This window comes from Acinetobacter sp. 148 (assembly GCF_031196675.1).
GTDB lineage: Bacteria > Pseudomonadota > Gammaproteobacteria > Pseudomonadales > Moraxellaceae > Acinetobacter > Acinetobacter baumannii.
This window is the reverse complement of sequence record NZ_JAVIMT010000041.1, coordinates 149206-163045: the sequence shown is the minus strand read 5'-3', so window position 1 is coordinate 163045 and position 13840 is coordinate 149206. Positions and strand designations below refer to the sequence as shown.

The 13840-nt window shown below is 38.9% G+C and carries 12 protein-coding genes; 4 read left to right on the top strand and 8 right to left on the bottom strand.

Annotated features, from left to right (window positions below):
- Positions 1 to 6: 6 nt before the first annotated feature.
- On the bottom strand, positions 7 to 618 hold the full coding sequence (locus RFX69_RS08265) for a glutathione binding-like protein (RefSeq protein WP_000781340.1): 612 nt from the start codon (positions 616 to 618) through the stop codon (positions 7 to 9).
- A 207-nt stretch (positions 619 to 825) separates the two neighbouring features.
- Positions 826 to 3264: an ExeM/NucH family extracellular endonuclease gene (locus tag RFX69_RS08260; RefSeq protein ID WP_289332831.1), complete on the bottom strand. Its 2439-nt coding sequence runs from the start codon at positions 3262 to 3264 to the stop codon at positions 826 to 828.
- Between the two features lie 145 nt (positions 3265 to 3409).
- On the opposite strand from RFX69_RS08260, the gene trmB reads away from it, so the two are divergent.
- Both trmB and RFX69_RS08250 read left to right on the top strand, forming a co-directional pair.
- Entirely contained in the window at positions 3410 to 4126 is a 717-nt protein-coding gene (gene trmB / locus RFX69_RS08255) for a tRNA (guanosine(46)-N7)-methyltransferase TrmB (RefSeq protein ID WP_005124402.1), read from the top strand.
- A gap of 171 nt (positions 4127 to 4297) precedes the next feature.
- Complete coding sequence (locus RFX69_RS08250) at positions 4298 to 4924, top strand: glutathione S-transferase family protein (protein WP_280033244.1); 627 nt, start codon at positions 4298 to 4300, stop codon at positions 4922 to 4924.
- A 10-nt stretch (positions 4925 to 4934) separates the two neighbouring features.
- Here the strand turns inward: RFX69_RS08250 and RFX69_RS08245 are convergent, their stop codons facing one another.
- The 5 genes from RFX69_RS08245 to RFX69_RS08225 all read right to left on the bottom strand — a co-directional run bounded on the left by RFX69_RS08245 (position 4935) and on the right by RFX69_RS08225 (position 10162).
- Complete coding sequence (locus RFX69_RS08245; RefSeq protein WP_218657318.1) at positions 4935 to 5714, bottom strand: Rossmann-like and DUF2520 domain-containing protein; 780 nt, start codon at positions 5712 to 5714, stop codon at positions 4935 to 4937.
- Between the two features lie 86 nt (positions 5715 to 5800).
- Positions 5801 to 7216 carry an OmpA family protein gene (locus RFX69_RS08240; RefSeq protein ID WP_000026485.1) on the bottom strand — a complete coding sequence of 472 codons (1416 nt, stop codon included), beginning with the start codon at positions 7214 to 7216 and terminating at the stop codon, positions 5801 to 5803.
- Positions 7217 to 7429: 213 nt separating this feature from the next.
- Positions 7430 to 8665: a dihydroorotase gene (locus RFX69_RS08235; RefSeq protein WP_000029356.1), complete on the bottom strand. Its 1236-nt coding sequence runs from the start codon at positions 8663 to 8665 to the stop codon at positions 7430 to 7432.
- A 12-nt stretch (positions 8666 to 8677) separates the two neighbouring features.
- Complete coding sequence (locus tag RFX69_RS08230; RefSeq protein WP_000546639.1) at positions 8678 to 9694, bottom strand: aspartate carbamoyltransferase catalytic subunit; 1017 nt, start codon at positions 9692 to 9694, stop codon at positions 8678 to 8680.
- A 123-nt stretch (positions 9695 to 9817) separates the two neighbouring features.
- On the bottom strand, positions 9818 to 10162 hold the full coding sequence (locus tag RFX69_RS08225) for a hypothetical protein (protein ID WP_000654265.1): 345 nt from the start codon (positions 10160 to 10162) through the stop codon (positions 9818 to 9820).
- 238 nt (positions 10163 to 10400) lie between these two features.
- Here RFX69_RS08225 and rlmKL point away from each other — a divergent pair, with 238 nt between their 5' ends.
- Positions 10401 to 12605, top strand: coding sequence for a bifunctional 23S rRNA (guanine(2069)-N(7))-methyltransferase RlmK/23S rRNA (guanine(2445)-N(2))-methyltransferase RlmL (rlmKL, locus tag RFX69_RS08220; RefSeq protein WP_001098022.1), 2205 nt, complete (start codon positions 10401 to 10403; stop codon positions 12603 to 12605).
- 26 nt (positions 12606 to 12631) lie between these two features.
- Here rlmKL and RFX69_RS08215 read toward each other — a convergent pair whose 3' ends face one another.
- The gene (locus RFX69_RS08215) at positions 12632 to 13048 is read right to left on the bottom strand and encodes a hypothetical protein (protein ID WP_001060737.1); all 417 of its coding nucleotides are present in this window, start codon (positions 13046 to 13048) and stop codon (positions 12632 to 12634) included.
- A gap of 268 nt (positions 13049 to 13316) precedes the next feature.
- On the opposite strand from RFX69_RS08215, the gene RFX69_RS08210 reads away from it, so the two are divergent.
- Entirely contained in the window at positions 13317 to 13805 is a 489-nt protein-coding gene (locus RFX69_RS08210) for a CinA family protein (RefSeq protein ID WP_000941316.1), read from the top strand.
- Positions 13806 to 13840 lie beyond the last annotated feature (35 nt).

Genomic DNA, 13840 nt, shown 5'->3' with positions numbered 1-13840 from the left:
AATTGCTTATGAAATTAAACCTTCATCACGCATTGCAATTTGTACTGACTGACGTTCTGCAACTTTATTACGTAAGGCAATAATATGTTTATATGGCGTTAAATCATGCTCAATTGAGTTTGACCAATTTGTTAAAACAAATAAATACGCATCTGCTGGACCAAAATTATCATTTACCAAATAGTCATAATCCGACTCAGCCAAATAATTATCGATATATTTTAAAAGACGGTCGATTTCAGCATAAGCTTTGGTCTTTTCATCGGTTGTTAACGGCGCCCCAAAAAATACCGCGTATGCATCATGCAATTCAGAATTTAAATAGCCCAACCATTCCAATACTTTCGCACGGCCTAAGCCCGAAGGAGGAATCAAATCTTGTTTAGGGTCGTGCTGAGCAAGGAAAGGTAAAATCGCTACGTTTTCAGTTAAAATTAAACCCGGATTAATTTCTAAAGCTGGTACATATCCCTTTGGGTTAATTTCATAATAATCTGCACCTTTTTCTGTTTTATGTGTTTTTAAATTTACTCGTTCTAAATCAAAATCAACATTAATTTCATTTAAAATAATATGTGCAGCTAAAGAACATGCGCCTGGCGAATAATATAATTTCATATCTGATCCTTGTTATCTCACATTAACGTTTTAAATTGGTTCTAAAAAACCTGCAAGGTTTGTACAATTCCTTAATTGTAAAAAAGCGTAAATTTATAAATTACTTACACTACCTAATATTCTTGAAAAAGTTTTTCCTTGCAAGTTGTCTTGCGTGACGATTGTTTAAAATATGATAAAACACATTCACATCACGCATTTTTATCGTCAACTACGTTTAAAAAGCTGGCTAATCCATTCCATTAATTGAGATAAGAAATCGAAAATTGGACTTTTCTGGTTATCATTTGGCTGATTCGAGTCTTTGCCATTTAAATCTAGATCGACAATCACAGGATCATGGTCTGAAGAACGATAGGCATCTTCACCATAGAACAAAGCTTTTTGCTCATCAGTTTTATATTCTTCGTTGTAATCTAGAACCGTCGGCTCGTCAGCATTAATATGCCAAGCAAAAGTACGAACTACTTTTGGATATAAATCTGCATCAGCAATAGCATGATCCAAATTACCCGCTCCACCATTACCATTTGCATCACTTGCCACACCAAAAACATAACTGTACGCCTGAGCGCCTTGCCCAACTTTAGCGTCATTGAGTAAGACTTTATAATTGGCTTTTTCAAATGCCAAAATCGGTGCCTCTTTTGCATAACTATTCATGTCTCCAACGAGTAAAGCATTTTGCTTAGGCACTTGCGTCGGATTTTTTGCTAGCCACTGCACAATTTGATCAACTGCTTTTACACGGGTTGGATTCCAGCATCCCTGACCATCATTTTGATCGGCATCAGAAGAGTTAGCATCTACTCCACTACACCCTTTTGATTTCAAATGGTTTGGAATAACGGTAAATGTTTTATTACCACGGACAGCTTGGAACGTTTGAGCTAAGGTCGTTCTGTTTTTATCACCTAAATCAAGCACAACAGCTTTATTTAAAGGCTTCACACGCTTGCTGTTATAAATAATCGCAACAGCAATAACATCGCTACCTAAACGATCCAGATTTTCAGGAATAACATATTTCCAGTCTGGACCTAGTGCACTCGTTAAATGAGCAATCGCGCTGTTTGGGCCATAGCCATTGTTGGCAATTTCCATTAAACCGTATACGTCAGCATCAATCGCTTTTAATGCACTCACAATTTTACGGTGCTGTTTATCAAACTCTGCTTGTGTGTTTGCGCCACGCTCTGTTGGGAAACCTGTTGCACCATTGTCATAGTTCAAGACGTTAAATGAAGCTACACGAATATGATTGGCATTTTTCGCAATAACATTTTGACGAGAGTTGGTTTGAGCAATAACTTCTGGTTGCGTACGTCCAAGCACTGGTTGTACGCGCCAACCGTTAAAACGATATTCTAAAATCCCTTCGACATTTTTAAGCTGATAGCCTGAACGCAATGTATTGGCAGCACTAAAATTTGTAGGTAACCATGGTGTACGGTTTTGATTGTTATAACCATCATCAAAAATAATTTTAGATAATAAATTTTTCTGAGCTAGAGCTTTAGCTTCAGGAGTTAGCGCTGGATATAAATTGGTTGGAATATATAAGCGACCTAAACTTAAAGATAGTTCACCATAACGACCATAATTATAATTCTCACTCACCGTTAAAGTCTGAGGCAATTTCACCAACATGCCTTGATAACGCTGCGGAGAATGGGTTGAACCGCCTGTTAAACTTGAAAATGGTAGTTCAAGGCTAATGGGCTGAACCTGATTTGCCATATTGCTATTACAGGTTTGAATATCTTGTTGTAATTGGTCAATCTGTAGCTGATTTTGATAGCTGGTTAAACGGCCACGTAAAATAACCTCATCACCAATTTGCCCACCTTTCACCGCACTACTATTCGGAATATAAACAAAAATAGCATTGCTCACATTTGCACGTGCTTTCGTATCAGGTGTTTGAACATAAAAACCTGAGAAACCATTTGCATAACGATAGTCGGCAGTAATTACCCCACGCACGGTATAAGTCTGGTTTTGTGCTGATGTTGCTAAATCGGCAATTGGTGTATCTGAGCTTGAACAGCTGACCATTTCAATAGGAGGCTGAGTAGTAGTACCTGATAGATTTGTAAAATCATTTCGGTTTGCCCATGCTGTCCATGAATGGTCCAAATCAAATGCAGCTGTCGGATCAATACTCAAAGCTGGATTTTCAGTTTCAATACGTTTAAAGCTATTTCCCAAGCTTGAAACAGCAGTTCCCCATCCTGCCTCAGGTCGCTCCCCAATACGGCCAAAACGATCTACAGGCGTGCCTTTATAAACAAGCACAACTGCATCATCCCCATTAAAAGACAATGCAGCCACTTGATTTACTTTATTGCCAAGTTCTGTCTGTAATTCTGAACGCCCCACCAAAAATTTTTGTTTACTTGCAAGCGTACCTTGTAAACGGAAGGTAGCTGTTTTCGCAGTTCCACCATTATTAAATTGTTGAATTTCATAATCAGCCAAGTTAACAGTAGTACCATCCGGGTTATAAATTTCTAACCCTTTTTTATTACTGCTACCATCAACATACTGGCTAAACATGAGCTGTGCCTGAGCAACAGAACTATATGAAAATGCACCTAATGCACTTAAAAAAACCGAAAGTGTTTTTAATTGAAAAGTTTTCATGAGTAAAAATGTTCATGTGAGTTTTAATTAGCCTCTTAGCTTAAATATTGATCATGACATCTACATGAAGAAAAACACCGAAACATTTGACTTGACCACATGAAGACTTAAAATACCGCATTTGAATTTCAATATTGCCAAGGTTATGTCGATCGATCAGTTACAAACGCAAATTGCAGAATTGGACAATTTGCCTGAACACCGTGAAATTGTGACGTTTATGCGTCGTTCAGCCCCACTCAATACGTCTCAACGCACGGCTTTAGAACAACATCGCGATTTAATTTTGGAATATCCCGTGGGTGACTTACGTCAGCACTTTGAGCATCCGGAGCGCCCTTTAACAGTTGAAATCGGTTTCGGTATGGGCCGTTCTTTAGTGCTTATGGCTAAAGCGAACCCTGAACGCAACTATGTGGGTATTGAAGTCCATGTACCAGGCATTGCTCAATGTGTCTATGAAGCAGGTATGGCAGAGCTTAAAAATTTACGTGTACTCGATGCTGACGCAATTCAAGTACTACGTGAAATGCCTGACAACAGTATCAACTGCGTACAACTTTACTTCCCGGACCCTTGGCAAAAGAAACGTCATTTCAAACGCCGCTTCGTTATTCATGAACGTATGCAATTGGTTGAACAAAAACTTGAGCTTGGTGGCACATTCCACGCTGCAACAGACTGGGAACCGTATGCTGAGTGGATGTTAGATGTTTTAGACAACCGTCCAAACCTTGAAAACTTGGCGGGTAAAGGCAACAGCTATCCTAGACCAGAATGGCGCCCAGTAACTAAGTTTGAACGCCGTGGCATTGAGTCAGGTCATAAGATTAATGACTTTATCTTTAAGAAGATTAAGTAAGAAACAGGGCTTAGTAACAAACTAGGCCCTTTTCATTTCAATATTAAAAATTAAATAAACCTATAACTTATCTTGTCCATTTTTCTGACTAATTAAAGATTGCCAATTCAACTCAATCTCGTTATTTATAGAAAAGGTACTTGCCATACTAAAAAATACTAAGGACAACACATGTTAAAAATCTTAGGGCGTGATAATTCTATTAATGTTCGCAAAGTCTTATGGCTATGTGACGAATTAAATCTTACATATGAGAGAGAAGATTGGGGTATAGGCTTCCGCTCCGCTCAATCTCCTGAATTTTTGCAATTAAATCCTAATGGTCAAATTCCAGTGATTTTAGATGGCGACTTAGTCCTTTGGCAGTCGAATAGCATTATACGTTATCTAGCAAATGCTTATGATAAAGACCATATACTCTACCCAACTCAAGCTAAGCAAAAAGCTATTATTGACCAGTGGATTGATTGGCAAGCTATAGAACTGAATAACAGCTGGACTTATGCATTTATGTCGCTCATTCGACATTCAGCCCTTCATCAAGACCCGAATTTGTTACAACAAGGTATTGATCAGTGGAATAAACAAATGCAGATTCTCGATCAACAACTTGAAAAAACTCAAGCCTATGTTGCAGGTACTGAGTTTACCCTAGCCGATATACCAATTGGGCTGTCTGTACAACGCTGGAAAGCAACTCCTTTTGACCATCCAACGCTTAAACATGTCGACCAATATTTTGAACGTTTAAATCAGCGTAAAGGCTTTTTAAAATGGGGCAATAACGGTCAACCTTAACCTCTTAAAATTAAGATGAGTGATGGCGCTTTACGATGCCATCACTTAAAAGTTGATAAACCTTTTTTAAATCATCTCGATTTGCTTGGGCTAATAAGCTTTGATGCATTGCCAAGATATTCTGATCTCCTCGCATTGCAGGTCCTGTTTGCATTTGCTTTGGATCATTTTCAGTAGCTTTCTTTGCTGTTTCCAGAATTAATGGATAAAGCAAGCCAAAGTCGACCTGTTCCGCGTCTACGACTTGCTTTGCTATATCAAAACAATAATTACTAAAATTACAGGCAAACACGGCTGCCAAATGCAAAGTTAAACGTTGTTTGGAGGTGTATTGATATACTCGCTTACTTAGGCTATTTGCTAAATCAGAAAGTATGACTAAATCGTCTTTATTGGTCGCCTCTACAAATAATGGTGTGGCTTGCCAATCAACGTCTCTTTCAAGACTGAACGTTTGCAAAGGATAAAACACCCCTGCTTTTTCATGTACCTGACTGATGACTTGAATGTCTGTACTCCCCGAAGTATGAACCATAAGCGTTTCGGGAAATAACTCGTGTACCTGCATTGCAAGTTCAGTAATAGCACTGTCTGAAACAGCTAGAATAATTAAATCGCTTGGTTGAAACTCTTGAAGAGACTGACATGCTTTCGCTTGAATTTGCTCTGCAAACTTCTTGGTTTTCTCAAAATCACGTGCATAGACTTGTACGATGTTATGTCCCTTAGCCAAAAGTGCCTTTGCCAAATGGAAGGCAACACGCCCACTCCCTAACAAACTAATTTTCATGCCAACCTAACAATATTTATTTCTATAAAAAAAGCTTCTCAAAATGAGAAGCTTTTTTCAAATTAGAATTCAATAAAATCTGTTTTTTATTGAGCTACTGAAAACTCAATACGACGGTTTTTAAAGCGTCCTTCTTCGGTCGTATTGTCTGCAACTGGCTGTTCTGAACCATGGCCTTTAGCAACCAGTTTAGAAGCATCCACTCCTTTAGAAACTAAATAATCTACTACTGCTTGAGCACGTCGTTGAGAAAGCGCTTTATTAGCAGCGGCATTCCCTGTTGAGTCGGTGTGACCACCTACATCTAATTTAACACCAGACACTTTATTTAAAAGGGTTGCTGCTTGATCAAGAATAGCTTTGTTATCTGCAGGAATGTCACTTGAGCCACTCGCAAAGTTAATAATTTGTAAATTAAGTGCTTTAACTAGTGCGTTTACATCTACATTGTTCGGGTCAATTGCAGTTAAGGCTGTTTGTGAAGCACTTAAACTGTTGCTTACAGACTGTTCAGCTGTTTCTGGCGCTGCGGCAACAACTTCAGTATGTGGAACAAGTGCTTTTACTTTAGCAGTTAACGCTTCTAACGCTGCAGCATCACCTGCTTTCAATGTAATCTTGTCACCCACCCATTCTAAAGAAGCGTTTGGAATACCTTTTAATGCACCCAACACACCTGCCAAAGCATCCTTATCGGTAAAAGCAGCCGCATAAGTTTGACTTGTATCAACATCACAATCTTTAGTAGCTGAAAAGACTTGTTTAACTTGAGTTTGTAAAGTCGCCAAGAAACCTTGATCGCCAATTCCAGCCTGACACTGGCTCACAGCACCTTTATCATCGGTGCTTAAAGTTAAAGTAGCTGGAGCAGCCGCGGCCTCTACACCGCTTGCAGCTTTAGTTTCTGGTGCAGGTGTAGCTTCTTTATGCTGGCAAGAGCGCCACAACCAAGCAATTAATAACCCGAGAATAATGAGCGCAATAATGGGTAAAAAACCACGAGATTTGCCCGTAGTCTCTGTTGCTGCTGCAAGTGGCGGTGCTGTCGATGATGTTACAGAAGATAAACCAGCTCCAATACCTAATGGAGCTAATAAGCCCACGGCCCATCCTGGTAAATATGAACGGATCGTTTCAGCATGCTGACGTAAATAGTTCACAATACTTTGTTGATCATTTCCGGCAACGTCAGAAATTGCATTAAGGCTCGGTTTTAATGCGCTATTGAGGGTATTTTCGATTTCATTATTTGGTGCTGTACCGCTTAAATGGGTAAGCACAGTATTCTTAATTTGCTCATTATGAGAAAAAAGATCGGATAATGACGGAGCCAAACTGTTTTTCAATTGTCCTATAAGATCAGGTTTAGCAGCTAATAATGAAAGTAGAATTGGATAAAACTTAGATAAAGCGTTTGTTTTTTCGCCGAGGTATCCATCCTGATTATTTAATATTGTTGAAGATACTTTTTCTTTAAGCAGTTCTATAGGGTTTATCGACATTGGTTATTCTCCCGAATCTTATACGTCGTAACCAGCAACTTTTTGATTATTCAAATACTTCTCTTTGCTGATAGTTTTTTATTCTAATGCGCTCGAAATCTTTTGTTGTTTTTTAAATAATTTATATACAATTTTCCATCTAGTATTTACAAAACAGGTAGATCTTTATGATCTACCTGTTTATATTTTATATCGGCATTTTGCTGCTTAAAATTAAACAGCAAAAGTCTGTAAGACTTTACCTGTAAGCTTTTGACCCAGTAAAGGGGTGTTTTTCCCTTGAGATAAAATAGTGTCTTTACTTACAGTCCAGCTTAACTCAGGATCTACCAACACCCACCCTGCTTCAGCTTGCCAACGTGCTGTCATATTTGCTACCTGTGCAGGAGCACTTGTCACTTTAGTTACCCATTCTAAAGGTTCAAATAAACCTTCATTAATGAGCTGAATACCCAAAGCCACATAAGTATCAAATGCAGTAATACCCGGTTGGGTCTCTGCAAATGGAGCCATTTTAGCTGAACTGCTTAAAGGCTCATGGTGGGTACAGATTGCATCAATTACACCTTGTTTTAAACCTTGGCGTAAAAGCTCTTTATCTTGCTCAGAACGTAATGGTGGACGAACATGTGCAAGTGAATTGAAGCCATCAATTAGTTGCTCAGTTAAATGTAACTGATGCATTGCTACATCGGCAGTAACCGGTAAACCTTTTGCTTTTGCAGCACGAATTAATTCGACCGAAGCGCCACAAGACAACAAACCAAAGTGAGCTTTGACACCTGTCGCTTCAATCATAAGCAGATATTTTGCAATCGCTACGGTTTCTGCAATTGCAGGAATCATTGGTAAACCTTGACGTGATGCAATAAAGCCTTCATGAGCACAACCATCTTTAGCAAGTTGTGGCTCTTCAGCATAGAAAACGACGGTTAAACCAAGACCCGCGGCGTACTCTAATGTACGAACAACAACATCGTCATTTTCAAAAGCAGCATTCGCATTTGAAACAGCAGTACAGCCACCCTTTTTAAGGCCTGCCATATTTGCTGGTTGCTTACCATTTAGACCTTGAGTCTGGGCACCGATGATATGCATGTGAATACCACCATCATGCCAAGCTTTTTCAATTAAGCCGTGAATGAGCGCACCGTTGTCTTGTACAATCGGCTTTGAGTCTGGCGGCGTAATGACGTGCAAAATACCATTAGCACGTGCAGCTTTACCTTCTGATTTCAACGTTCCATGCTGCTGCTGACCTGGTTCACGCAAACGTGCACACAAATCAACCATAGTTGGCATTAACCATTTACCCTGACCATCAATAGTTTGTTCAACCTGATCGACTGGGGCAATGAGCTTACCATCTTGAAGATATACAGTTTGTACGCTGTCTGTTTTTTGGATTGGGTCTAACACACGTACATTTTCAATTTTTACAATACTCATGTGATCCATTCCTTACAACGCAATCGCTTCAATTAAACCTTGTTCTTGGAGTTGCCCTTGCATAGACAACGCTAGCACAGCCATACGAACTGCAATACCGTTAGTGACCTGTTTTAAAATCACTGACTGTTCGCCATCAGCAATACTCGAATCAATTTCTACACCACGGTTCATTGGTCCCGGATGCATAACAATACAGTCCGGTTTAGCCAAGCTAAGGCGCTCTTTGTTTAAACCGTACATTCTGTAAAATTCAGATTGTGAAGATAATGCTGGTGAATCGATACGTTCATTTTGAATACGTAAAGCAATAATCACATCACAACCGGTAATGCCTTCATCCATGTTATTGAACAAACGAACATGGTCGCCATATTCTGAAAAACCAACCGGTAATAAGGTGTTCGGCGCAATCACACGGATATCTTTACATCCGAGTGTTTGAAGTGCAGCTACATCTGAACGCGCAACGCGAGAGTGTTTAATGTCACCAATAATGGCAACACTCAAGTCTTCAAATGGTTTTTTCGTCTCACGGCGAATAGTGAGCATATCGAGCATCGCTTGCGTTGGATGGGCATGACGTCCATCTCCGGCATTAATAATTGCGACTTTCGGACATACATCTTTAGCAATGAAATGTGCAGCACCTGAAGATGAATGACGTACAACAAAAATATCGGCAGCCATTGCTTCGAGGTTCCAAAGCGTATCTCGTAAAGTCTCACCTTTTGACGTGCTTGAACGTGCAATATCAATGTTCAATACATTGGCAGACAAACGTTTTGCTGCTGCTTCAAAAGTAGTACGAGTACGGGTGGAGTTTTCAAAGAAGAGATTCATAACCGTCCGACCTTCTAAAAGCGGGCGGTTAATTAAATTATTATTATCATCTAAAAAGCTTTGCGCGGTATCTAAAATCTTAGTGAGGTTTTCTTTTGAAAGGCCCTCAATCGTTAAAAAATGTTTTAAATTTCCGTCTTGATTGAGCTGAACCTGGCTCGGTTGATGCAACGCTGCAATATGCATAATGGATTCCTATGGGTCGAATCGCGAAAACGTGCATAGTGTAGCTGAATTCCGTTCTTTTCGCAGAAGAACTTTACAGAATAAGGCCCTAAATTGACCAGAAAATTTAGAGCCGTGCTCAGATTACCTTAAAGCACCAATATAATGATGTGGAACTTGTGCCCGATAAATGTCTTCGGCTGTGATTTCTGATTCTTCACTAGTTTGAATACTCACTGTCATTTCTTTTTGAGACTGCTCTGGTATTGAATCAGTCAATACCATTAATCGTTCAACACAGCGTTTTAATTCGTCATCTTCTGCTTCTAGTGCCAGTGCAATTACATATTTCGCATAGTCTTTATTTTGAACAACATACATTGCATCTATCACCCGTCCCGTTACTCTACGCATACGCACATAAATTTGAGTAGCTAGTGTGAAAGCTTCTGCATTCGCTATAAAACCATTCCCCATCATATCTTTCATTTATATTCCCCTATGTATTCAAATCATGAAATTGGTTAAAAACCATCAATAATGATTAATTAAATAAGTTTTATTTCGAAAAAATTAGCAAAATACATACCAGTTTTTATATTTTAAGCTTTAAAAATCAATTTATTGGTTGCCAAGTGATAGGTTGCAATAATTTAAAAACTTTTAGACAACAAAATACGTTAAACTTTGCATCGTTAATATTTATATGTTTTGGTCAATCGAGTTTATGAATACCTCTTTACGTTTAAACCACTATTGGATTACTTGTGCTGATGGTTTAGAAACCCTCTTACAAGAAGAAATAGAACAGCTTGGCACCAAAGTGACAGAACGTAAAGCAGGACGTTTAATCATTGAAGGAACGCTTGAACATGCTTACCGTATTTGCATGTGGTCACGTCTTGCTTCACGTGTTTTACTTCCAATTCATACTTATGAACTTGAACGTACCCACGATGCGCGTGATGTAGCAGAAGAGCTTTATGAAGGTGCAATTAGTTTTGATTGGTCTCTTATTTTTGCACCACAAAGTACCTTTGCAATTCGCTTACATGCAGAGCGTGAAATTAAGGTAAATACGCAGTTTGCAACCCTTCGTGTAAAAGACGGCGTTGTTGATTCCTTTATGGAAGCTGTAGGTCGCCGCCCAAGTATTGATACCAAACAACCGGAAATTACATTATATGTGCTTGCGGGCAAAACCGAGCATACATATTGCCTAGATTTATCTGGTGATTCATTACATAAACGCGGCTACCGTCGTTTCATGACAGATGCACCAATTAAAGAAAACCTCGCAGCGGCAATTTTGCAAAAAGCCAAGCTTCAGGAACGTAACCCGGAAATCGTACTTGACCCAATGTGTGGTTCAGGCACATTTATTATTGAAGCGTTAATGATTTTAACTGATCGTGCGCCGGGTCTTGTACGTCGTTTTGGTTTTAATGGCTGGCATGGTCATGACCGTGAACTTTGGCTTTCACTCAAAGCGGAAGCAGCAGAGCGTCATGAAAAAGCACTTGAACAACCGTTACCTAAGTTTTATGCATACGATGCTGACTGGGAAGCTGTAAAAGCAACACGCGAAAACATTATTGCAGCAGGTTTTGAAAAGCTACTAGGCGATATTCAAATTGAAGAGCGCACTTTAGCAGACTGGCCAGATTTCGGTGCTGAAAATAAAACTGCTTTTATCGTTACCAACCCTCCATATGGTGAGCGCTTAGGTGACAAAGCTTCTAACCGTTCTCTTTACTTAGGCTTATCTGCCCTCTTACAAAAGAACTTCCCAAATCAATATGCAGCAATTATTGCCGCACAAATTGAACAAGCCGATGTTTTAGCATTTGAAGCACCAGAAACATTACGCTTAATGAATGGTAAATTACCGATTTATGTTCGTTTCGGTACAGTTAAACCTGAAAAAGTCACTCAACCATTCTTGGCAAACTGGCAAGCTCAACCTGTTGAAATGGAAGAAGCTCAAGACTTTGCTAACCGTTTGCAAAAGAACATGACTGCCTTGAAAAAATGGGCAACCAAAGAAAATATCTATTGCTTACGTTTATACGATGCAGACCTCCCTGACTTTAACCTTGCTGTAGACTTATACGGCGACCGTTTACATGTTCAGGAATATGCACCACCTAAAAAGATTGATCCTGAAAAAGCAAAAAAACGTTTTAACTTAGCGCTTGCTGCTATTCGTGCGGTGACAGGATTAAATCGTGATGCAATCTTTATTAAAACACGTGCGCGTCAAACTGGTACTAATCAGTACACCAAACAAAGTACAGCCAATAAACGTTTCATCGTGCAAGAAGGTAAAGCTAAAATTTTAGTGAACCTGACTGACTACCTTGATACTGGTTTGTTCCTTGACCACCGTCAAATGCGTTTACGTATTGCTCAAGAAGCACGTGGTAAGCACTTCTTAAATCTTTATAGTTATACCTCGACAGCCAGCTTACACGCGGCTTTAGGCGGCGCTGCAAGTACAACCAGTGTAGATTTATCTAATACTTACTTGAGCTGGTCAAAAGAAAACTTCGTTTTAAACGGTTTAACGGTAGATCATGCAGACGAACAGCATATGTTCTTTGCAAGTGACTGTTTTGAATGGTTAAAAGAAGGTCATGAACAATATGATCTTATTTTTATTGACCCGCCAACATTCTCTAACTCTAAAAAGTTCCACGGTACTTTTGATGTGCAGCGCGATCACGTCTCTTTGATTAAACGTGCAATGAACCGCTTAACAAGTGAAGGTACACTTTACTTCTCAAATAACTATCGTGGTTTTGAGATGGATGAAGAGATCGAGGCTTTATATGACGTTGAAGAAATTACTTCTGAAACGATTGGACCCGATTTTAAACGTAATCAAAAAATCCACCGTGCATGGAAAATTCAGCATCCTGGGTTAAATTAATCTGAATTTGAAAAAGGAAGTTATCATTACTTCACAGTAATGATAACTTCACCATGTACATTCTTTGACTCAAAATCATAACGTGTAAATCGATCAGCTCTTTCTGGCAGAGCAACCATTTCTAATTTTTTCTTCTCTTTTCCATCAATGACCTGATTTTGCTTTTGTTCTTGATAAGGTGATAACACACTTGTACGCAGTGAATTCCATCGAACCTGTTGTAAATAATTATCCCCTAGTGTTTGCCGAACTTGACGTTGCTCTATTTCTGGCTTCTTCGCATCATCTTGAGCTTTCGCAATAATTACGGGTAGAGCTGCCGTTACTGCTCCTGTTTGAGTTGCAAGCGCACTTTCATTCATAGGCTGTGCAGCCCATAGATTCATCGGTAATACCGCTATACAACTTAAAATTCCCAGCACACACCCTTGCTTATTGTTCATCATGTTCATCCTAAAATTGTTATTGTTTGTTATATCGAATCAAACTAACAAGTTTTTAACCTTGTCGCAATGTTATAAAGAAACTTCCCGATAATTAGCATTGATCATTTTAAAACCTGAAATTCTTCACAGGCTTTTTGTGAATATTCAAATAGTTTTATAGATTTTTATCTTAGACTTGAACCAGATCCTTAGATCACTTAACGTGATTTTATAATTTATTTGTAGTTAGATTTATTCATAAATAAACACCATACGAGGTGGAATAATGCTTCAGCAATGCTGTCAGTTATTAGAAGACCGTTTACTTAAAGTCGCATTTATTGAAAGTGCCAGTTCAGGTTACTTAACCAGTCAGTTTTCGATTCATAAAAATAGTGGTGCTGATATTTTACTGGGTGGATTAGTCAGTTATGACCCCAGTATTAAAATCAGTGTTTTAAAAGTTGATCCAAAGTTAATTGAAACCTACACAGCAGAATCGCCACAAGTAACTGAAGAAATGTGCAGGCTTGGTCAAACCCTATTTCAACAAGCTGACATTGTTGTGAGCTGCACAGGTTTATTAAAACCTGGCGGAAGTGAAACCACGGAAAAACCTGTAGGTACTTTCTTTATCTGTATTTCTTATCTAGGACGTATTTATCATTACCATTATTTTTTATCAGGTCATGCCGAACAAAAACTTAAAACTCTCACACAGAAAGTAGCAGACTCAATTATTGCGCTTATATCTTCAAATCAGCATAAAAGTTAAATATAAAAAAAGAGAATATGTTTCCATATTCTCTT

Bases quoted from the DNA above. Each gene is read 5' to 3' on its own strand.
- RFX69_RS08265 (WP_000781340.1), bottom strand. From the start codon at position 618: ATGAAATTATATTATTCGCCAGGCGCATGTTCTTTAGCTGCACATATT.
- RFX69_RS08260 (WP_289332831.1), bottom strand. From the start codon at position 3,264: ATGAAAACTTTTCAATTAAAAACACTTTCGGTTTTTTTAAGTGCATTA.
- trmB (WP_005124402.1), top strand. From the start codon at position 3,410: ATGTCGATCGATCAGTTACAAACGCAAATTGCAGAATTGGACAATTTG.
- RFX69_RS08250 (WP_280033244.1), top strand. From the start codon at position 4,298: ATGTTAAAAATCTTAGGGCGTGATAATTCTATTAATGTTCGCAAAGTC.
- RFX69_RS08245 (WP_218657318.1), bottom strand. From the start codon at position 5,714: ATGAAAATTAGTTTGTTAGGGAGTGGGCGTGTTGCCTTCCATTTGGCA.
- RFX69_RS08240 (WP_000026485.1), bottom strand. From the start codon at position 7,216: ATGTCGATAAACCCTATAGAACTGCTTAAAGAAAAAGTATCTTCAACA.
- RFX69_RS08235 (WP_000029356.1), bottom strand. From the start codon at position 8,665: ATGAGTATTGTAAAAATTGAAAATGTACGTGTGTTAGACCCAATCCAA.
- RFX69_RS08230 (WP_000546639.1), bottom strand. From the start codon at position 9,694: ATGCATATTGCAGCGTTGCATCAACCGAGCCAGGTTCAGCTCAATCAA.
- RFX69_RS08225 (WP_000654265.1), bottom strand. From the start codon at position 10,162: ATGAAAGATATGATGGGGAATGGTTTTATAGCGAATGCAGAAGCTTTC.
- rlmKL (WP_001098022.1), top strand. From the start codon at position 10,401: ATGAATACCTCTTTACGTTTAAACCACTATTGGATTACTTGTGCTGAT.
- RFX69_RS08215 (WP_001060737.1), bottom strand. From the start codon at position 13,048: ATGAACAATAAGCAAGGGTGTGTGCTGGGAATTTTAAGTTGTATAGCG.
- RFX69_RS08210 (WP_000941316.1), top strand. From the start codon at position 13,317: ATGCTTCAGCAATGCTGTCAGTTATTAGAAGACCGTTTACTTAAAGTC.